This window comes from Nonomuraea sp. NPDC005730 (assembly GCF_040630865.1).
Lineage (GTDB): Bacteria > Actinomycetota > Actinomycetes > Streptosporangiales > Streptosporangiaceae > Nonomuraea.
This window is the reverse complement of the sequence record NZ_JBEXYK010000026.1, coordinates 87,986-107,050: the sequence shown is the minus strand read 5'-3', so window position 1 is coordinate 107,050 and position 19,065 is coordinate 87,986. Positions and strand designations below refer to the sequence as shown.

18 protein-coding genes are annotated in these 19,065 nt (G+C 74.8%); 10 read left to right on the top strand and 8 right to left on the bottom strand.

Features of this window, described 5'->3' with window-relative positions:
* Positions 1–21: 21 nt before the first annotated feature.
* The 3 genes from ABZ444_RS27410 (at position 22) to ABZ444_RS27400 (ending at position 5,052) form a co-directional block, all read left to right on the top strand.
* On the top strand, positions 22–3,009 hold the full coding sequence (locus ABZ444_RS27410) for a LuxR C-terminal-related transcriptional regulator (protein ID WP_358002542.1): 2,988 nt from the start codon (positions 22–24) through the stop codon (positions 3,007–3,009).
* Between the two features lie 23 nt (positions 3,010–3,032).
* A complete protein-coding gene (locus tag ABZ444_RS27405; protein ID WP_358002539.1) occupies positions 3,033–4,049 on the top strand; it encodes a hydroxyacid dehydrogenase in 1,017 nt (338 codons plus the stop codon).
* 91 nt (positions 4,050–4,140) lie between these two features.
* Complete coding sequence (locus ABZ444_RS27400) at positions 4,141–5,052, top strand: alpha/beta hydrolase (RefSeq protein ID WP_358002535.1); 912 nt, start codon at positions 4,141–4,143, stop codon at positions 5,050–5,052.
* 168 nt (positions 5,053–5,220) lie between these two features.
* Here ABZ444_RS27400 and ABZ444_RS27395 read toward each other — a convergent pair whose 3' ends face one another.
* Both ABZ444_RS27395 and ABZ444_RS27390 read right to left on the bottom strand, forming a co-directional pair.
* Positions 5,221–5,832 (bottom strand): DUF664 domain-containing protein, encoded by a 612-nt coding sequence (locus ABZ444_RS27395; protein WP_358002532.1) that lies wholly within the window; start codon positions 5,830–5,832, stop codon positions 5,221–5,223.
* A 127-nt stretch (positions 5,833–5,959) separates the two neighbouring features.
* Positions 5,960–6,793, bottom strand: coding sequence for an NAD(P)H-binding protein (locus tag ABZ444_RS27390; RefSeq protein WP_358002529.1), 834 nt, complete (start codon positions 6,791–6,793; stop codon positions 5,960–5,962).
* Between the two features lie 126 nt (positions 6,794–6,919).
* Between ABZ444_RS27390 and ABZ444_RS27385 the strand changes: the two genes are divergently transcribed.
* The gene (locus ABZ444_RS27385) at positions 6,920–7,645 is read left to right on the top strand and encodes an MgtC/SapB family protein (protein ID WP_358002526.1); all 726 of its coding nucleotides are present in this window, start codon (positions 6,920–6,922) and stop codon (positions 7,643–7,645) included.
* 89 nt (positions 7,646–7,734) lie between these two features.
* Positions 7,735–8,649, top strand: a complete 915-nt coding sequence (locus ABZ444_RS27380; protein ID WP_358002523.1) for an NAD(P)-dependent oxidoreductase — start codon at positions 7,735–7,737, stop codon at positions 8,647–8,649.
* On the opposite strand, the gene ABZ444_RS27375 is transcribed toward ABZ444_RS27380, so the two are convergent.
* Entirely contained in the window at positions 8,642–9,505 is an 864-nt protein-coding gene (locus tag ABZ444_RS27375; protein ID WP_358002520.1) for an AraC family transcriptional regulator, read from the bottom strand. The two genes, ABZ444_RS27380 and ABZ444_RS27375, sit on opposite strands and share 8 nt — an antisense overlap.
* 40 nt (positions 9,506–9,545) lie before the next feature.
* Complete coding sequence (locus ABZ444_RS27370; protein ID WP_358002517.1) at positions 9,546–10,412, bottom strand: fumarylacetoacetate hydrolase family protein; 867 nt, start codon at positions 10,410–10,412, stop codon at positions 9,546–9,548.
* A gap of 66 nt (positions 10,413–10,478) precedes the next feature.
* On the opposite strand from ABZ444_RS27370, the gene ABZ444_RS27365 reads away from it, so the two are divergent.
* Both ABZ444_RS27365 and ABZ444_RS27360 read left to right on the top strand, forming a co-directional pair.
* Entirely contained in the window at positions 10,479–11,186 is a 708-nt protein-coding gene (locus tag ABZ444_RS27365; protein WP_358002514.1) for an FCD domain-containing protein, read from the top strand.
* A gap of 19 nt (positions 11,187–11,205) precedes the next feature.
* Positions 11,206–12,465 (top strand): DUF3500 domain-containing protein, encoded by a 1,260-nt coding sequence (locus tag ABZ444_RS27360; protein WP_358002511.1) that lies wholly within the window; start codon positions 11,206–11,208, stop codon positions 12,463–12,465.
* Here the strand turns inward: ABZ444_RS27360 and ABZ444_RS27355 are convergent.
* Positions 12,444–13,340, bottom strand: coding sequence for a cation diffusion facilitator family transporter (locus ABZ444_RS27355; RefSeq protein WP_358002508.1), 897 nt, complete (start codon positions 13,338–13,340; stop codon positions 12,444–12,446). The genes ABZ444_RS27360 and ABZ444_RS27355 overlap by 22 nt on opposite strands.
* A gap of 219 nt (positions 13,341–13,559) precedes the next feature.
* On the opposite strand from ABZ444_RS27355, the gene ABZ444_RS27350 reads away from it, so the two are divergent.
* The 3 genes from ABZ444_RS27350 (at position 13,560) to ABZ444_RS27340 (ending at position 16,170) form a co-directional block, all read left to right on the top strand.
* A complete protein-coding gene (locus ABZ444_RS27350) occupies positions 13,560–14,849 on the top strand; it encodes a cytochrome P450 (protein WP_358002505.1) in 1,290 nt (429 codons plus the stop codon).
* Between the two features lie 55 nt (positions 14,850–14,904).
* Positions 14,905–15,606, top strand: a complete 702-nt coding sequence (locus ABZ444_RS27345; RefSeq protein ID WP_358002502.1) for a TetR/AcrR family transcriptional regulator — start codon at positions 14,905–14,907, stop codon at positions 15,604–15,606.
* A gap of 93 nt (positions 15,607–15,699) precedes the next feature.
* Entirely contained in the window at positions 15,700–16,170 is a 471-nt protein-coding gene (locus ABZ444_RS27340; protein WP_358002500.1) for a S26 family signal peptidase, read from the top strand.
* On the opposite strand, the gene ABZ444_RS27335 is transcribed toward ABZ444_RS27340, so the two are convergent.
* From ABZ444_RS27335 to ABZ444_RS27325, 3 genes are read right to left on the bottom strand one after another with little or no spacing between them, the layout of a single operon-like run.
* On the bottom strand, positions 16,104–17,996 hold the full coding sequence (locus ABZ444_RS27335) for an ABC transporter ATP-binding protein (RefSeq protein ID WP_358002497.1): 1,893 nt from the start codon (positions 17,994–17,996) through the stop codon (positions 16,104–16,106). The genes ABZ444_RS27340 and ABZ444_RS27335 overlap by 67 nt on opposite strands.
* Positions 17,993–18,520, bottom strand: a complete 528-nt coding sequence (locus ABZ444_RS27330) for a TlpA disulfide reductase family protein (RefSeq protein WP_358002494.1) — start codon at positions 18,518–18,520, stop codon at positions 17,993–17,995. Before ABZ444_RS27330 ends, ABZ444_RS27335 begins: the two co-directional genes overlap by 4 nt.
* Positions 18,521–18,529: 9 nt before the next feature.
* Complete coding sequence (locus tag ABZ444_RS27325; RefSeq protein WP_358002491.1) at positions 18,530–19,063, bottom strand: MauE/DoxX family redox-associated membrane protein; 534 nt, start codon at positions 19,061–19,063, stop codon at positions 18,530–18,532.
* Between the last annotated feature and the right edge of the window lie 2 nt (positions 19,064–19,065).

The following is a 19,065-nucleotide window of genomic DNA, read 5'->3' as shown; positions in this document are numbered from 1 at the left end:
CCGCGCGTGACACTGGACGGCGTGTCCCCAGTCACGCGCGTTCCCGTGTTACGCGGCCGCGGCGCGGAGGAGAACGTCCTGCGGCGGCTGCTCGACGACGCCCGGGCCGGCTCCGGCGGGGCGCTGCTGCTTACCGGCGCGGCAGGCATGGGCAAGACGGCGCTGCTCGACCTGGCCGCCGCGCTGGCCCCCGGGTTCCGGGTGCTGCGGGTGTCGGGGGTGGAGTCGGAGTCGCGGGTCCCGTACGCGGGGCTGCACGGCCTGCTGAGGCCGGTGTCCGCGGCCGTCACGGCGCTGCCGGCCGTCCAGGCCCGCGCGCTGACCGAGTCACTGGAGTCCGGGACCTGCGGGACGGGGCTCGCACTGCCCGCCGCCGTGCTCGGGCTGCTGTCGGCGGTCGCCGCCGAGCGTCCCGTACTGGCCTGCGTGGACGACGCCGACCGGCTGGACGCGGCGAGCCTGGACGCGCTCTCGTTCGTGGCCCGCCGCCTGTCCGGCGAACCGATCGCCATGCTCTTCAGCACCAGACCCCCGGCCCCCGACGTACCGCCGCCGACCGGCACCTCCGCCTCCACCCCTGGCACGACACCCCACACCGGCCCTCCCCCGCCCTCCCATGCCGCCCCGGACGGCGAGCGGGAGCCGGAGGGGTTCGACGGCGGGGCGATGCGGGGGCTTGAGGGGGTACCCGCGCGGGAGTTGCGCGGGCTTGACGGGCCGGCGGTGCGGGAGCTGGCCGCGGACCTGGTGCCCGGCGGGCTCGCCGAGGACCTGTCGGCCGCGCTCGACCAGATCGCCCGCGGGAACCCGCTGGCGCTGCGCGAGCTGATCGGCGCGCTCACCCCCGACCAGCGGGCCGGGCTCGCGGCGCCGCCCGCAGTCCTGCCTCCTGGTGGGCGATTGTGGCGGGAGCACACGGGCGTGCTGGCCCGGCTGCCCGCGCGTACGCGGTGGCTGTCGCTGCTGATCGCCGCCGATCCGGCCCTGGACGTGGCGACCCTGGCCAGGGCGGCGACCCCGGCGTGCGCGTTGTCCGTGCTCGAACCGGCCGAACGGGTGGGCGTCCTGCGGGCCGACGGGGACACGTTCGTGTTCCGGGAACCCGCGATGCGGGCGGTCACCTACCACGCGGCGTCGCTGGCCGAGCGCCGCCGTGCCCACCGCCTCCTCGCCGACCTGCTCACCCCACCCCGGAACCTGCCCGCGAACGCCGCCGGCGCGGAAGCGGACGGCTCGGGAACGGGCGTCCCGGACGGGGGTCTTGCGGAGGTGGATGGGTGGCGGAGGTTGCGGGGGGCTTGGCATCGGGCTTGGGCTGGGGGTGGTGGGGAGGAGGAGGCGGGAGACGAGCTGGCGCGGGCGGCGCCGGCCGTCCGGTGGGCCGCCGGGAGCTCCGAGCCGTGCCTCGCCTCCGAGCGTCGTGCCGGGTTCCCCGAGCCCTACCTGGCGTTGGAGCGCGCCGCCGAGCTGACCGCCCATCCCGCGGTCAGGGCCGAGCGGCTGGCCGCCGCCGCCAGGCACGCCTGGGTGTCGGGGCGTCCCCGGGCCGCGCGTTCCCTGCTGGCCCGGCTCAGGTCGCCCGGCGCGTCCGAGGAGCTGCGCGGCCACGTCCAGCTCCTGCGCGGCAGCCTGGAGCTGCTGGGCGGCGAGACCGGCAGTGCCCGCGAGGAGCTGCTGGCGGCGTCCCGCCGGCTGCTGGACAGCCACCGCGTGCTCGGCGTGCGGGCGCTGGTCCGCGCGGCGGACGCCAGCTACCGGGCGGGCGACAACCGGGCGTTCATCGCGATCGCCCGGCAGGCGGCGGCGCTGCGGCGTCCGGACGAGTCGGCGCCGGCGCAGCTCATGTTCGAGTACCTGGCGGGCATGGCCCACACCTTCAGCGGCCTGCACCAGGAGGCGGCCGGGCCGTTGCGGCGGGTGCTGGAGCTGGCCGGGTCGGTACGCGACCCGGCCGTGCTCACGTGGGCCTGCGTGGCGGGCATGCTGCTGGGCGAGGACGCGGTGGCCCACCGGCTGTCGGCGCGGGCCGTGGAGGAGGCCCGGCTGCGCGGGGCCGCGTCGGCGGTGCCGCAGCTCCTGGAGTTCACGATCTACCCCGACGTCTGGATGGGCCGGTACGCCTCCGTCGCCGCGACCGCCGCGAAGGGCCTGCGGCTGGCCCGCGAGACGGGCCAGCTCAACACCGCCGCCCAGCATTTGGCCTGGCTGGCGATCAGCGCCGCCGTGGAGGGCGACCAGGAGACGTGCAGGATCCGCGCGGACGCCGCCATCGAGCTGGCCGACGCCCACGAACTGGGCCTGGCCGGCGCGGTCGGCAACTGGGCGCTGGCCTGTCTCGACCTGGCCGCGGGCCGCGTGGCCGACGCCGCCGGCAGGCTGCGGGCCGAGCGGCGCAACCACCACGTCGTCATCAAGGTCATGTCCACCCCGCACTACATCGAGGCGGCCGCCCGCACCGGCGACCGCGAGCGGGCCGCGGCCGCCCTGCGGGTGCTCGAACGCTGGGTCGGCAGCACGCGCAGCCCCGACCTGCGGGCGCTGGTCGCGCGCTGCCGGGCGCTGCTGTCGGTGCGTCCGGGCGAGGCCGAGGAGCTGTTCCGGGACGCCCTGCGGCTGCACGGCCAGGGCGTCTGCGCGTTCGAGGCGGCCCGTACGCACCTGCTGCTGGGCAGCGCGCTGCGGCGTGACCGGCGGCCCGGCGCGGCCAGGAACCACCTGCACACGGCGCTGGAGACGTTCGAACGGCACGGCGCACGGCTGTGGACCGGGCAGGCCAGGGCCGAGCTGCGGGCCTCCGGCGAACCGGTCCGCCCGGCCGCGGACGCGACGGTGTCGCAGCTCACCGCGCAGCAGGCGCAGATCGCCCGCATGGTGGCCGCGGGCGCCACCAACAAGGAGGTCGCCGAGCAGCTCTTCCTCAGCAGGCGCACGGTCGAGCACCATCTCAGGAACATCTTCAGCAAGCTCGGCATCCGCTCACGGGTGGAGCTGGTCAGGTTCATGTCCTGAGCGATGCCGCCGGAAGGACCCAGGTGAACGTACGACGTCCGCGTGCCCTGCTCGTCATGGACCCCGCCAGCTTCGCCGAGCAGTTCCGCGAGCCGCAGTTACGGCGGCTGCGCGAGCTGGCCGAGGTCGGCGATCCCGTCTCGACCGCCGATCTGGACGCGCCCGCGGCGCGGCGCGCGCTGAACGCGGCCGACGTGCTGGTGACGTCGTGGGGCTGCCCGCCGCTGACCGCCGAGCGCCTGGCGGAGGCGTCCCGGCTGCGCGCGGTCTTCCACTGCGCCGGCTCGGTCCGCGGGTTCGTCACGGACGAGGTCTGGCGCCGCGGCCTCCTGGTCACCACCGCGGCCGCCGAGAACGCGATCCCGGTGGCCGAGTTCACCCTGGCCGCGATCGTCTTCGCCGGGAAGAAGGCCCCGTTCCTCGCCCAGGACGCGCGCCTGCACCGCGAGGACCGGTCCTACCTGGCCCGCCGCGGCGAGCTGTCCAACCGCGGCAGGACGGTCGGCGTCGTCGGCTTCTCGCGGACGGGCCGCCGGGTCGTGGACCTGCTGCGCGTGCTGGAGCCGGCCGAGGTGCTGGTCGCCGACCCGTACGCGGCCGCGGACGAGGTGCGTGCGGCCGGCGCCCGCCTGGTGCCGCTGCCCGAGCTGCTGGCCCGCTGCGACGTGCTCACCCTGCACGTCCCGGCGCTCCCTGCCACCCGTCACCTCATCGGGGCCGCCGAGCTGGCCCTGCTGCGCGACGGCGCGACCTTGATCAACACCGCCCGCGGCTCGGTCGTGGACACCGCCGCGCTGGAGCGCGAGTGCGTGGCCGGCCGGATCGACGCCATCCTCGACGTCACCGACCCCGAGCCGCTGCCGGCCGGTTCGCCGCTGTACGACCTGCCCAACGTCATGCTCACCCCGCACGTCGCCGGCTCGCTCGGCTCGGAGACCCGGCGGCTGAGCGAGAGCGCGCTCGACGAGCTGGAACGGCACGTGTCGGGCCGTCCGCCGCGCGCCCCGGTGACCGCCGGCGACCTCGGCGTGAGCGCCTGAGCCGGGCGGCGCGCGGCACGAGACCGGTGATTTCACCGATGCACGGCTGACTGCGGGTCCCGACAATGGCGACAGACAGCAGTCATCCCCGATGAGCAGGGAGTTCGACGACGTGCAGCTCTCCACCCCCCACTTCGGCGCGCGAACGTTCACCAAGCTCGCCCTGGCCGTCACGCTGCTCGCCGGCGGCGTCGCGACGGCTCCGGCCGCCCACGCGGCCGGCCCGTACGAGCGCGGCCCCGACCCGACCGGCGCGGTCCTGGAAGCCGCGCGCGGCCCGTTCGCGACCGCGGAACTCAGCGTCTCGCGGCTGAGCGTCTCCGGCTTCGGCGGCGGGACGGTCTACTACCCGACCGACACCAGCCAGGGCACCTTCGGCGCGATCGCCATCTCGCCCGGCTACACGGCGACCTGGTCCAGCCTCGCCTGGCTGGGGCCGCGGATCGCCTCGCACGGGTTCGTGGTGATCGGCATCGAGACCACCACGATCTACGACCAGCCGGCCAGTCGCGGCCGTCAGCTCCTGGCCGCGCTGGACTACCTGACCTCGGGCAGCCCGACGGCGGTGCGGAGCAGGATCGACCCGTCCCGGCTCGCGGTGGCCGGTCACTCCATGGGCGGCGGCGGCACGCTGGAGGCCGCCGACGCGCGCCCGTCGCTCCAGGCGGCGGTGCCGCTCGCGCCGTGGAACCTCACCAAGAGCTGGTCGGGCCTCCGGGTGCCGACGATGATCATCGGGGGTGAGGCCGACACGATCGCGCCGGTGGCGACCCACTCCGAGCCGTTCTACCAGTCGATCCCGTCGTCGGTGGAGAAGGCGTACCTGGAGCTGAACGGCGCCTCGCACTTCTTCCCGCAGGTCACCAACACCACGATGGCCAAGTCGATGGTGGCCTGGCTGAAGCGGTTCGTCGACGACGACACCCGCTACGACCAGTTCCTGTGCCCCGCCCCGCGCGGGACCGCGATCGAGGAGTACCGCGACACCTGCCCGATCACCTGACGGGCCGAGCCCCGGAGCCGGTGACGACCGCCGTCACCGGCTTCTCCGGCGTTCCCGGCAGTTCCCCGGCGCACCCACGCGAGCCGCGCGAGCCCGTGCCGACCACGCGAGCCGTGCAGACCACGCAAGCCCGTGCAGACCACGCGAGCCGTGCGAGCCCGTGCAGACCTACCGATCGGCCGTGAGGGAGCCGTGCGGCGAGGGATCTCCCTGTCCGGCCGCGCCCCGGGGCTTCCAACCGGCCGGCGGGTCCTCGCCCACCAGGCCGTCGACGGCCTCGCGGAGGAGGTCGGCGTGGCCGGTGTGGCGGCCGTACTCCTCGATGAGGTCGCACAGCAGGCGGCGCAGGCTGGCGTGGCGGCCGTCGGGCCAGGACAGGTGGACGAGCCGCGCCGGGCCGCCGTCGGCCAGCGCCGCGCCGATCCGGGCGCGTGAGCGCTCGACCGCGTCGTCCCACAGGGCGTAGAGGTCGGCGGGGCTGTCGTGCACGGCGGAGGTGAACGACCAGTCGGGGCCGTTCCAGTCGGCCGACTCCCACGGCTCGCCGAGCGGGGCGCCGGTCAGCCTGACGGTGGACAGGTGGTCTTCGACCAGGGCCAGGTGTTTGAGCAGGCCGCCGAGGGTGAGCGCGGAGGCGCCGACGCGGGCCCGCAGCCCCTCGGCGTCGAGGCCGTCGGCTCTCCAGCGGAAGGTCGTGCGGAGGCGGTCGAGCGCCCCGAGCAGCTGTTCGGCCTCGCTGCCCGCGATGGGCGGCTCCCAGGGGGTGTCACTGTCGGTCATGCCGACCACCGTAGAACCCGCCACCGACAAAACCGACGGCCTTCCACCGGGCCACGCCCTCCCGCAGCGCGCCCACCGCGCCGCGCCCGGCTCGCCGTACGCGCTGGGCCGCGTTCGCCGCCGGTGGTCAGCGGAAGGCGGCGGCGTTGCGCCGGGCCCAGCCCGCGAACGTGCCGGGGGCCCGGCCGAGGATCTTCTCGACGTCGGGACTGACGGTCCGCTCGCGGACGGTGGGGGTGCCGAGGATGTCGAGGGTGGTGTCCGCGACGGGGGCGGGCATGAACGTGCGCATCTGGGCGTGGGCCTCCTCGCGGGACTGCTCGGTGAAGGTGACGGGCTCGCCGATGGCCTCGGCGATGGCCGCGGCCCGCTCGCGCGGGGTGGTGCGGGCGGGACCGGTCAGTTCGTACGTCGCGGCAGCGTGGCCCGGCTCGGTGAGGACGGCGGCGGCCACTGCCGAGATGTCCTCCGGGTCGACGATCGGCAGGCCGACGTCGCCGAAGGGCGCGGCCACCGCACGACCGGACCGGACGGACGGGGCCCAGGCGTAGGCGTTGGAGGCCAGGCCGCCCGAGCGCAGGATCGTCCACTCGGCGCCGGAGTTCATGACGGCGTGTTCGAAGGCGGCGAAGGACTTGCCGTGCGAGGCGGAGTCGGGGCGCGTGGCCACGCCCTGGGAGGAGAGCAGGACGATCCTGCCGGCCCCGGCGAACGGGGCCACCACGCGGGCCGGGTCCCCGGACATCATCAGGTCGCCGCCGATGAGCAGGAAGACCGCGTCCGACGTGGTCGGCAGGTCGGCGGAGGGACGGGACAGGTCGGCGGCGACCGCGCGCACGCCGGACGGCACGTCCGACGGGGTGATGCGGCGCGACACGGCGGTGACCTCGTGGCCCTGCTCGGCGAGCAGGCGGACCAGTGTGCGGCCGACGTTCCCGGTGGCACCCGTGACAACGATCATGGTGGTTCTCCTCAGTCATTAGTCAGTTGCCTGACTAAGAAGAACAGTAGCACAGAAACTAAGTCAGGCAACTAACTTGTCTCGGCGAAGGTGTGAGACCTGCCCACGCCGGGGACATCTGGGCAAATGGGGACGGCGTTCGCCACGGCGGCACTGGCCGGGCAAGGATGGACCCAGCTGGGAGAACTGGGCCTGGCCCTGCTGCTGTCGGCCGCCATCGGGCTCGAACGCGAGGTCCGCCAGAAGAGCGCCGGCCTGCGCACCCATACGCTGGTCGGCTTCGCCTCCGCGCTGATCATGCTGGTGTCCAAGTACGGCTTCGCCGACGTCCTGGGCGACCACGTCACGCTCGACCCCTCCCGGGTGGCCGCGCAGATCGTGTCGGGCATCGGGTTCATCGGCGGCGGCCTGATCTTCGTCCGCCGGGACGCGGTGCGCGGCCTCACGACCGCCGCGGTGGTCTGGCTGACCTGCGCGGTCGGCATGGCCGCCGGGGCCGGACTGTGGCTGCTGGCGGTCGCCGTCACCGCCGGCCACTTCCTGGTCCTGTTCGCCTTCACCCCGCTCAGCGCCCGGCTGCCCCGCTCGAAGTACGCCCAGTCCCGCCTGCACCTGACCTACCTCGACCGCCACGGCGCGCTCCGGCGGGTGCTGGCGCTGTGCAGCGAGAGGGGCTTCGTCATCGCCGAGCTCACCCTGGAACGTGACCACCCGGGCAAGGACCGGGAGTCGATCTCGATCTGGCTCGTCGTCCAGGGCGCGGGGCCGGTCGGGGAGCTGATCACCGAGCTGCTGGACATCGACGGCGTGCTCGGCGTCTCCAGCGTCGACCTCGACGTCACCACGCCCTGACACCGGCGGGAGCCGCACAACCGTTCAAGACCGGAGCCCGTCCCTGCCGCTACAACGGTGGCGGCGGGACACGGAGAGCGGGAGGGTGGATGGCCGGAACGGGATTCATCGGACTGGGGATCATGGGCCGGCCCATGGCGCTCAACCTGGTGCGGGCGGGCACGCCGGTCGTGGTCTGGAACCGTACGGCGGCCGGGTGCGAGCCGCTGCGGGCGGCCGGCGCGCGGGTGGCGGCGAGCCCGGACGAGGTGTTCGCGCAGGCCGGGGTGGTGCTGCTCATGCTGGCCGACGAGGCCGCCGTGGACGCGGTGCTCGGGCGCGGCACGCCGCGGTTCGCGTCCATGGTCGCGGGGCGGATCGTGGTGCACATGGGCACGACGTCCCCGGCGTACTCGGCGGATCTGGGCGCGGCGGTGCGGGCGGCCGGCGGCGACTACGTCGAGGCGCCCGTGTCGGGCTCGCGCGGCCCGGCCGAGGCCGGGCGGCTGTTGGCGATGCTGGCCGGTGAGCCCGCCGCGGTCGAGGAGGTACGCCCCCTGCTCGCGCCGATGTGCGCAGGGACGATCGCGTGCGGCCCGGTCCCCGGCGGGCTGCTGATGAAGCTGGCGGTGAACATCTTCCTGATCACCATGGTCAGCGGCCTGGCCGAGGCCGCGCACTTCGCCGCCCGGCACGGCCTGGACCTGGACAGGTTCGCCCAGGTGCTCGACTCGGGCCCGATGGCCAGCGACGTGTCGCGGGGAAAGGTCCGCAAGCTGCTGGACGGCGACTTCGTCGCCCAGGCGGCGATCGCCGACGTGCTGAAGAACAACCGGCTCATCGCCGGGGCGGCGCGGGCGTCGGGCGTGGCCTCGCCGCTGATCGACGTCTGCCACGCGCTGTTCGCCGAGACCCTGGCGCTCGGGCACGGCACGCTGGACATGGTGGCCGTGGTCCGCGCGATCGAGGCCAGGACCGACGGCCGCCAGGTGAGCGCCGCGATGGACGCGCCGGGCGTCAGGTGAGCGCCGGGGTCCATTCGCCGGGCGTCAAGGTGAGGGCCGCGGTCCATTCGCCGGGGGTGAGCCCGTAGGCGCGCTTGAACATGCGGGTCAGGTGGCTCTGGTCGGCGAAGCCCGCCCGCAGCGCAACCTCCCGCAGCGGCAGGCCGCCGCGCATCGCCCGCCGGGCCACGTCCAGCTGCCGCATCGTCCTGAACCGGGTCGGGCTGGTGCCGAATGCGGCGCGGAACTGGCGGGCGATCGTCCAGCGGTCGAGCCCGGAGACGCGTTCGAACTCGGCCACCGGGTGCCGGGTCGCGGGGTCGGCGGCGATGAGCTCGCGCACCCGTGCCAGCGCCTCGACCGCGAGGGGGTCGCGCCGCCGCCGGACGGGGACGTCGGCGTGGCGCTCCAGGGCGGCCGCGACCAGCAGCGCCACCTCCAGCCGGGCCAGCTCCTCCAGGGGCTCGTCCAGGTGCCGCAGCCAGGCGAGCAGCGCCGGCGACATCCCCTCCGGCCGCACGACCGGGTCGGCGACGAACGGCAGCGGCCGGCCGCCCAGCGCCTCCTGGATCAGGTACGGGTCGATGTAGAAGATCCGGTAACCGAAGCCCGCGTCGGTGCCCGCGGCCCCGTCGTGCAGCTCGTCGGGGTGCAGGACGTGCCACTCCCCCGGCAGGCATCGCCGCAGCTCGCCGCGGTAGCGGAAGGTCTGCACACCGGCGAGCGTGACGCCGATCGCGTACGTGTCGTGGCGGTGGGGCGCGAACGCCTCGCCGACGAGCGAGGCCGCCAGCCGCTCGATGCCCTCGGCGGCCGGGCCGAAGCGCAACCGGTGTCCCGGCCGCCCCGCCCCGCCGCGGACAGGTCGTGTCTCCACCACCCCAGTGTCGGCCCGGTGCCGGCCGTCGAGCCAGACTTCACTCCTCCGGCACGGTAAGCGCCCGCGCGTCGTTGCCGACGATCGGGTTGCGCACGCTGCCGAGGCGTTCGGCCTCGACCTCGACGACGTCGCCGGGCCGCAGCAGCCACGGCGGGGTGCGCGCGTAGCCGACCCCGGCGGGCGTGCCGGTGGCCAGCAGGTCGCCGGGCCGCAGCGTGAACGTGCGCGAGATCAGGGCGAGCGTGTCGCCGACGCCGTAGACCATCTCGTCGGTACGCCCGTCCTGGACGACCTCGCCGTTCACCCGGGTCCGCACCCGCAGGCCCGCACGCAGGTCACCGACCTCGGACGCGGGCACCAGCGGGCCGAGCGGGCCGGAGCGGTCGGCGTTCTTGCCGAGGATCCACTGGCTGGTGAGCTTCTGCGCCCTGCGCGCGGTGAGGTCGTTGAAGACCGAGTAGCCGGCGACCGCGGCCAGCGCCTCCTCCGGGTCCGCGTCCACCAGCGGCGCGCCGACGTACGCGACCACCTCGCCCTCCCAGTCCAGGCCGTCCTCGCCCGAGGGCACCGGCACCGGGACGCCGCCCACGGTCAGCGACCGCGTCCAGCGGGCGAACAGCGTCGGGTGCGGCGGCACGCCCTCCCCGGCGTAGGAGCCCTCGGCGACGTGCCTGAGGTAGTTCAGCCCGACGCAGATCACCCGGGCCTCCGGCAGCACCGGCGGCACGAGGGTGACCGACGCGACCGGGACCCGCTCACCGGCCGGCTCGCGGGCCAGGAACGCGGCCGCGCCGGCCCAGAACCGCTCCAGCGGGGCGAGAACGGTGACCTCGGCCCCGTCGGCCGACAACGCGCCCGCCTCGACGCCCCCGGCGGCGTTCCGGCGGATCCCGACGATCCTCATCGCTCATCTCCTCACGGCGGCGAAAACCTGCCAAAGGTTCGCAGGTTTTGTGGTTGGATCCGGACTATGCCCTACCACCCCTCGCCCGGACAACCGGCCGCCGCGCTCGGGCAGGGCGCGGGTACGCGGGCCGAGCGGCTGGCCGCCGCGCTCGACGACCGGATCAGGTCCCGCGGGCTGGTCCCCGGCGAGACGGTCGGCACGCTGGAGTCGCTGCGTACGGAGACGGGTCTCGGTTACGCGACGGTCAGCGAGGCCGTCCGGCTGCTGCGCGACCGGGGCGTGCTGGAGATCCGGCCGGGCCGCGGCGGCGGGCTGTTCGTCGCCGACCCCGGCCCGGTGGTACGGCTGCGGCACACCCTGCTCGGCGTCACCGAGGAGCCGGGCACGATCGCCGACGCCGTCGAGCTGCGCGACCACCTGGAGGAGCTGATCGACGTCGGCGCCGCCCGCCACCGCACCCGCCGGGACGTCGCCGACCTGCGCCGCCTGCTGCGACGGCTGCGCGCCGCGCCCGGCTGGGACGCCTTCATGCGCGCCAACTGGGCCCTGCACGAGCGCATCGCCGCCATCAGCCCGAACGCCATGGCCCGGGCCGTCTACATCGGCACGCTCGGCCATCTGGGCGCCGCGTCCCCGCGCCCCGACGACGCGGCCGGCGCCGGCTACCGCGAGCTGCGCCACCAGATCCACGCCGACCTGGTCGAGGCGATCGCGGCCGGCGACGAGAGCGCCGTACGGGCCGCCGTCGCCCGGCACAACACCACCGCCTGAGACAGACCGGAGAGCCCTCATGCCCGGCGAGTACCGCCAGTACCTGTTCCCGCACGACCACCCGCGGCTGGCCGGCGTACGCGGCCTCGACCCCTACGCCTACCGCGAGCTGGCCAGGAGACCCGGGACGTTCACCGGCGGCCTGATCGAGGGCTGGACCCCGCTGTACGGGAACGACTTCCGCGGCGTCACCGAGGACGGGATCCTCCGGGACGGCCTCCACCCGCTGACACCGGCCGCCCCCGGCGAGGAGGCGCCGGTCGCCGCGATGGTGTCGGCCGCCCGCGACCTGCTGGCCTGCCTCGACGGCGAGGACCGCGAACGCCTCTCGCACGAGGTCGACGCCGTGGCGTGGCAGACCTGGGCCAATCCGGAGTTCATGCAGTTCGACACCGGCCTGCGGCTGGACCTGCGACCGCCGGCCGTCAGGGAGAAGGCGCTGGCGCTGGTGGCCGCCTCGCTCTCGCCCGAGGGCGGCCGGCTCGTCCGCGCGGTGATGCGGGTCAACGGCTTCCTGGGCGAGGTGGTCGGCCTGGAGACGATACTCAACGAGTTCAGCTACAACTTTGCCCTCTACGGCACGCCCGGCCCGCGGGCCCCCTGGGGCTGGCAGCTCTACGGCCACCACTGCGCGCTCAACTGCCTGGTCGTCGAGGGCCGCATGGCGCTGTCGCCGGTGTTCCTCGGCGCCGAGCCCGACGAGATCGACGCCGGTCCGCACGCCGGCCTGCGCGACCTGTTCGCCGACCGGGTCGCCCGCGGCCTCCGGCTGATGGCCGCCCTGCCCGAGGAGCAGCGCCGGCAGGCCGTCCTCTACGAGCGCATGGTCGACCCGGCGATGCCCGAGGGACGGGTGCATCCGGGGGACGAACGCCATCTGGCCGGGGCGTTCCAGGACAACCGCGTGATCCCGTTCGAGGGGGTACGGGTCGCCGCGATGCCCGCGGCGGCCCGGGAGCACGCGCTGGCCGTCGCGGAGCCGTTCGTCGGCCTGCTCCCGGCGGGGCCGCGCGCCGCCCGGCTGCGGGAGATAGCCGCGCACCTCGACGAGACCTGGTTCTGCTGGATCGGCGGCCACCAGCCGGGCGACGTCTTCTACTACCGGCTGCAGTCACCGGTGATCGTCGCCGAGCTCGACCACCACCGCGGCGTCTTCCTCGACTACGACACGCCCAAGCCGTTCCACGTCCACACCGTGCTGCGCACGCCGCACGGCAACGACTACGGCCGCTCGTGGGTCCGGCAGTGGCGGGCGGGTCAGGACTCGGGCTGGAGGTAGACGACCGTGGACATCGGGACGCGTTCGCGGATGCGCCGCTCGGCCTCGGCCAGCGCCTCGGCCACGGCGTCCCCCTGGTCGGCGACGGTGACGCGGGCGGCGACGAGCAGTTCCTCCGGGCCCAGGTGCAGGGTGCGCAGGCGGGTGAAGGAGGCGACGGCGTCGTCCTCGCGCAGGGCCTCCTCGATGGCCCGCTGGACCTCCGGCGACGCCGACTCGCCGATGATCATGCTCTTGGTCTCGGTGGCCAGGGTGACGGCCACGATGATCAGGAGCACGCCGATGGCGATCGAGCCGATGCCGTCGTAGACCGGGTCGCCGGTGACCAGCGCGAGCGTGACCCCGATGAGGGCGAAGGCCAGCCCGAGCAGGGCGGCGGTGTCCTCCAGCAGGACCACGGGCAGCTCGGGGGCCTTGGCCTCGCGGATGTAGCGCGCCCACGACCGGCCGCGGCGGGCCCGGTTGGCGTTGCGCACCGCCGTGCGCAGGGACAGGCCCTCCATGACGATCGCGCCCACGAGCACCCCGATGGCCCACGGCCAGCTCTCCAGGGGCTTCGGGTGGCTGATCTTCTCGTACCCCTCGTACAGGGCGAACAGGCCGCCGCCGAAGAACAGCACCACCGAGACCAGGAAGGCGTAGAAGTACCGCTCGCGCCCGTAGCCGAAGGGATGGGACGGGGTGGGCCCGCGCTTGGCGCGGGACTGGCCGAGCAGGAGCAACCCCTGGTTGCCGGAGTCGGCGAAGGAATGGATGCCCTCGGCGAGCATCGAGGACGAGCCGGTGAAGAAGAACGCCACGAACTTGGTGACGGCGATCCCCAGGTTGGCGGCCAGCGCCGCGTAGGTCGCCTCCTGCGAGCCCTTACCGCTCACGCCGTCCCCGCAACCGGTGCTGCGACCAGTGCTCGTACAGGCTGTCGCGTCATCACGTTCCTCCCGTGCGGGTGAGCTGTCGGATGCGTGCCTTTGCCCCGTGGGCCCGCGGACACACCTTGATCCGGCGTCCGAATGGAGATGCACAACGTGCATTGATGCGCGTCGTGCATCTTTGTAGGGTGGAACGGCCCGCATCCGAGAGAACAGGACGTGCCGATGAGCGACCGCAGCCTGACCGACGACTCCCCCGGCGCGAGCCCCACGGCGATGCGCCGGATCCTGCCCGCCGACCTGGTCGAGCGCGGCGGATGCCCGTTCGACCCGCCGCCGGGCCTGCGGGAGCGGCGCGGCCAGGACCCGGTCCGGCCCGTGGAGCTGCTCAACGGCGCGCGGGCGTGGCTGGTCACCGGCTTCGACGAGGCCCGCACCGTCCTGTCGGACGCCCGCTTCAGCGCCGACCGGGTCCGCCACCGCGAGGCCACGTCGCTGCAGCCGCACGAGGTGACCGAGCAGGCGGCCGGCGCCCTCCCGGCGGGCCCGTCCGTCGAGAGCCGCGAGGACGGCTTCTTCGTGTTCATGGACCCGCCCGAGCACACCCGCATCCGCCGGCTGCTGACCGGCCAGTTCACCGTACGGCGCATGCGGGAGCTGGAGGCCCGGGTCACCGAGATCGCGGTCGAGCACATCGAGGCGATGAAGGCGGCCGGCACGGAGGCCGACCTCGTGCCGTCGTTCGCGCTGCCGCTGCCGTCCCTGGTCATCTGCGAGCTGCTCGGCGTCGACTACGCCGACCGCGCCGAGTTCCAGGAACGCACCTCCGTCGGGCTGAACGCCAACGCCACCGACGAGGAGCGGGCCGTGGCGGGCGTCGAGCTCTACGCGTTCATGCAGCGGCTGGTGGCCGCCAAGCGCGCCGAGCCGGCCGACGACCTGCTGTCGGGGCTCGTCCACGACGCCGACCCGCCGCTGACCGACGCCCAGCTCGTGGACGTCGCCCTCGTCCTGCTCGGCGCGGGCCACGAGACCACCGCCAACATGCTGGGACTCGGGGCCTTCGCCCTGCTGGAGCACCCCGCCCAGCTCGCCGCCCTGCGGGCGGACCCGTCCCTCGTCGACAACGCGGTCGAGGAGCTGCTGCGCTTCCTGAGCATCATCCAGCTCGGCGTCAGCCGCGTCACGACCGAGCCCGTCACGCTGGGCGGCGCCGACCTCCCCGCCGGCGCGACCGTCGTGATCGCCACGCCCGAGGTCAACCGCGACCCCCGCCACTGGCCCGACGCCGACCGCTTCGACGTCAACCGCGCCCGCGTCCCGCATCTGGCCTTCGGGCACGGCGTGCACCAGTGCCTGGGCCAGCAGCTCGCCCGGGTGGAGATGCGCATCGGCCTCAAGGAACTGATCACCCGCCTGCCGGACCTGCGGCTGGCGGTGCCGGCCGACCAGGTGCCGGTGCGCAACGAGATGCTCATCTTCGGCGTGCACTCCCTGCCCGTCGCCTGGTCCTGATCAGGTGCGGTGCCTGCCGGAGCCCATAATGAGGACCGTGGCAGAGGAGGCCGGGGTGGTTCAGCTCGCATCGGGCGGCGGGAAGCCCGCGTCGCCGGCCGTCGGCCGCCGCGAACGCAAGAAGCAGGCCACCCGCGCCGCCCTCCGCGAGGCGGCGCTCCGGCTGGCCCTGCGCCACGGCGTCGAGAACGTGACCGTCGAGCAGATCGCCGGCGAGGCCGACATCGCGCTGCGCACGTTCTTCAACTACTTCTCCAGCAAGGAGGAGGCGGTCGTGGCCCCGCTGGCCGCCGCCGCGCAGGAGCTCATCGCCCGGTTCAGGGCCCGGCCGCGGACCGAGCCGGTCCTGCGCGCCTTCCGCGAGGCCGTGCTGACCGTCATGAACGAGAGCGACGCCGCCGGCCGCGAGCACGTCCGGGCGTTGCAGCTCGTCCGGTCGGCGCCCACGCTGGTGCCCCAGCAACTGGCCGTGCTCGCCGCGCAGGAACAGGCCCTGGCCGAGGCGATCGCCGAGCACATCGGCCACCCCGCCCCCGGACGTCCCGGCGACACCGGCTATCCCCTGCTGTGCGCGGCCGCGGCCCTGACGGCGCTGCGCGTCGTCCTCGACCAGTGGCTCCGGCAGACCGCGGCCGCCGCGGGGCCGCCGGACACCGCCCTGCTCGGACGTCGGATCGATACGGCCATCGACCAGCTCACCGCCGGTCTCGACCATCCCGGCCACCCCGAGCCCGCCAGGCAGCCGGCCGCGAGGTGAGCAGCCCCTTCGGCGGGCGGCACGGGCTGTCCGGCGGGCAGATCCGGCGCTAGTGTCGGCAGTCTCCGGTGCTGATCGACCTGGGAGGGCGTCGTGCGGCGTGTCCTGATCCTGCTGGCCCCGATCGCGGCCCTCGCCACCGGGCTGGTCGTCGCCCGGCGGCGCCTGGTCATCGTCCGGATCAGCGGGGCGAGCATGCTGCCGACCTACCGCACCGGCGACCGGGTGCTCGTGCGCCGGACGACGGGGGCGGGCGTCGGGCGCGGTCAGGTCGTGGTGCTGCAGACGTTGCCGCCCGGGGGCGAGTGGCGTACCGGGCCGCTGCCGGCGCCGGGGGCGGCCATGTGGTTCATCAAGCGGGCGGTGGCCGTGCCGGGCGACCCGGTTCCGCCCGAGGTCGCGGGCCGGGTGGGGGCGTCGCCCGGCGACCCGGTCCCGGCGGGCCGGCTGGTGGTCCTGGGTGACGGGCCGGTCAGCGAGGACTCGCGGGTGTGGGGTTACGTGCCGTTCGACCGGGTGCTCGGCGTCGTCGTCCGGGCGCTGTCGCCTGCCCGTGAGCCCTGAGGGGCGGTCGGCTCGTAGCCCTGGGCCTGGAGGGTGAACAGGCTCGCGTACTCCCCGCCGAGCGCCATCAGCTCCGCGTGCGAGCCCTGCTCCGCGATCCGGCCCTCGGCGAGCACGACGATCACGTCCGCCTCCCGGACCGCGCCCAGCCGGTGGGAGATCAGCAGGCTGGTGCCTCCGGCGCGGTGGCGGCGCAGGCTCTGGTGGATGGCGTGCTCGGCCTGCGCGTCCAGGCCGGAGCTCGGCTCGTCCAGCACGAGCAGGTCGCGGCCCTTCCGCATCAGGGCGCGGGCCAGTGCGAGGCGCTGCCACTGACCGCCGGACAGGACCACTCCGGCCTGGGGGTCGTCCCGGTCGCCGAAGAAGATCCGGCTCAGCAGCGTGTCGTAGCCCCGCGGCAGCCCGGCGACCGTCTCGTGGACGCCGGCCAGCCGGGCGGCGGCCTCGACCCGCTCCCGGTCGCCGATCGCCGCGACGTCGCCGAGCCCGATGTTCTCGGCCGCGGTCAGGTCGTAGGACATGTAGTCCTGGAAGACCGCGCCGATACGGCCGCGCAGCTCGGCGGGGTCCGTCTCGCGCAGGTCGACGCCGTCCCAGAGGATGGACCCGCGCACCGGGTCGTACAGCCGGCAGATCAGCTTGACCAGGGTGCTCTTGCCCGCGCCGTTCAGGCCGACGAGGGCCAGCGAGCCGCCGCGGGGGACGAAGAGGTCGACCCCGCGCAGCACCCACGGATGGGCCTCGTCGTACCGGAACCAGACGTCGCGCACCTCGATGCCCTCGCGCAACGCCGGGACGGGCCGCGGCCGCCCCGGCACGGGCAGGTCCGGCGGGTCGGCCACCACGTCGAGGTAGTGCCCGAACATCAGCAGCGCGTTGTGCGCGTCCGCCGACTGGCCGACGATCGACGCCAGCGCCGACTGCACCCCGGCCACGGCCGCGACGAACACGGCGACGTCGCCGACGCTCAGCGCGCCCGACGCGGCGGCGATGATCGCCCAGAGCAGCCCGGCCGCCGCTACGGCCGCGCCCACCAGCGACAACGCGCCCTGAGTACGCAGGGTCCGGCGGGCGAGCCCCTGCTCGGCGGCGTTGACCGCGCGCAGCTCGGCCAGCATCCGGCCGCGCAGCAGGTCGCCGAGGCCGAACAGGCGGATCTCCTTGGCCGCGTCGGGGCTGGTGAGCAGCCCGGCGAAGAAGATCTGCCGCCGGGCCCTGGAGCTGACGCCCCACATCATGCCCGCGCGGCGCCTGGACAGGTCGAGCTGGGCGCGGACCGAGGGGATCGCGGAGAGCACCACGACGACGATCATCCCCGGCGCGAGCACGGCCAGCGCCGCGGTGAACCCGGCGAGGGTGACGGCTCCCTGGGCGATCCCCAGGGTCGAGCGGACGATCCGCTGCGGCGCGTTCTGACCGGCCTCCTGCGCCAGCCGTACGCGGTCGTGGAAGGCCGGGTTCTCGAACCGGCTCAGCCCCGGATGGGCGTTGACGGCCTGGAACAGCCGGTCCTGGATCAGCACCTGGAGCGCGCGGCGGAGCTGCTCCTGGGCGTACTCCGCGACCGCGGGCAGGGCCGCGCCGGCCAGGCCGGTCACGCCGAGAGCCACGCCGGGCGGCAGCAGTTCGGCGGGCCCCGCCCCGGCGGCCAGGCCGTCCAGGACGAGCTTGGTCAGCCACGCCGCGGCCACCGGGACCAGGCCCATGAGCAGCACCGCGATCCCCGACCCCAGGACGGCGGCCGGGTGCGCCCGCCAGGCGAGCGCCACGGCCGCGCGCACCCGGCGTCCCCGGGCGGCCCCGCCGGGCCCGGCGGGAGGGGTCATCGGCGGGTGACCGCCGGCAGCCTGCCCGGGGCGGTGTCGGCCGCCACGACCACCGCGTCGCCGTCGACCAGGAAGAAGCTGGGGAACTGCGAGACCTGCAACGCCCTGCTCACCGGGCCGCCCATCGGCTCCACGACGACGGTGGCCGAGGTCAGCTCACGGGTGAACCGCCTGGCCTCGTCCGGGTCGCCCGTCACCACGGCCAGCACGCGCTCGGGACGCGTGTCGGCGAGGTAGGACGTGAACTCCGGCAGCAGCTCGTGGCAGGACGCGCACTCGGTGGAGAACACCGCCACCACGGAGACCCCCGAGAAGAACGCGCGCGACACGGTCCCGCCGTCGGCGGTGGTCGCGCTGAACTCGCCGATCGTCGTGCCCGGCTGCACCGTCGGGGGACGCGTCGGCCCCAGCTCCGCCAGCCGCAGCGTGTGCGCCCGCAGGCGGCGGATCACCGCCAGGGTCAGCACCAGGTTCACCAGGCACAGCAGTCCGACGATGACGACGGCGGCGACGAGATAGGGCATGCGGGCTCCTCAGGGGTGACGCGGTTGTGCGGCGAACAGGTCGGCGAGGTCGTCGAAGAAGATCACGATGACGGCGAGGAAGCCGCCGGCCAGCACGCTCAGGGCGACGCCCGCCGGATGCGGCGCGGCGTGCCCCGGGACGAGCCCGGCGGCGACGAGCGCGAGCAGCCCGGCGTTGCGGACGAGGTGGCGGCGGCCGAGCGGCGTCCCGGCGGCGCCGAAGCACCGGCACGGCGTCGTGGAGCCCGAACGCGTCGCCCTGACGATGCCGGCGCAGAATCCCACCAGGACGGTGCCGGCCAGCATCATGCCGGCCCGCACTGTCCCGGGGATCGCCAGCAGTACCACGACGCACCCTTCGGCCAGGGCGACGGCGCCGCTCAGCACCGTGACGGCCCGCGGCCCCAGGGGGACCAGGCCGCGCACGGACCCGCGGAACCCGGCGAACGCGGACCTGCCGCGCACCTTGCCGGCCACCGCGACCAGGAAGACCACGCCCAGCGCCACCCGGCAGGCCAGCGCGACGTACTGCATGGCTGTCATGG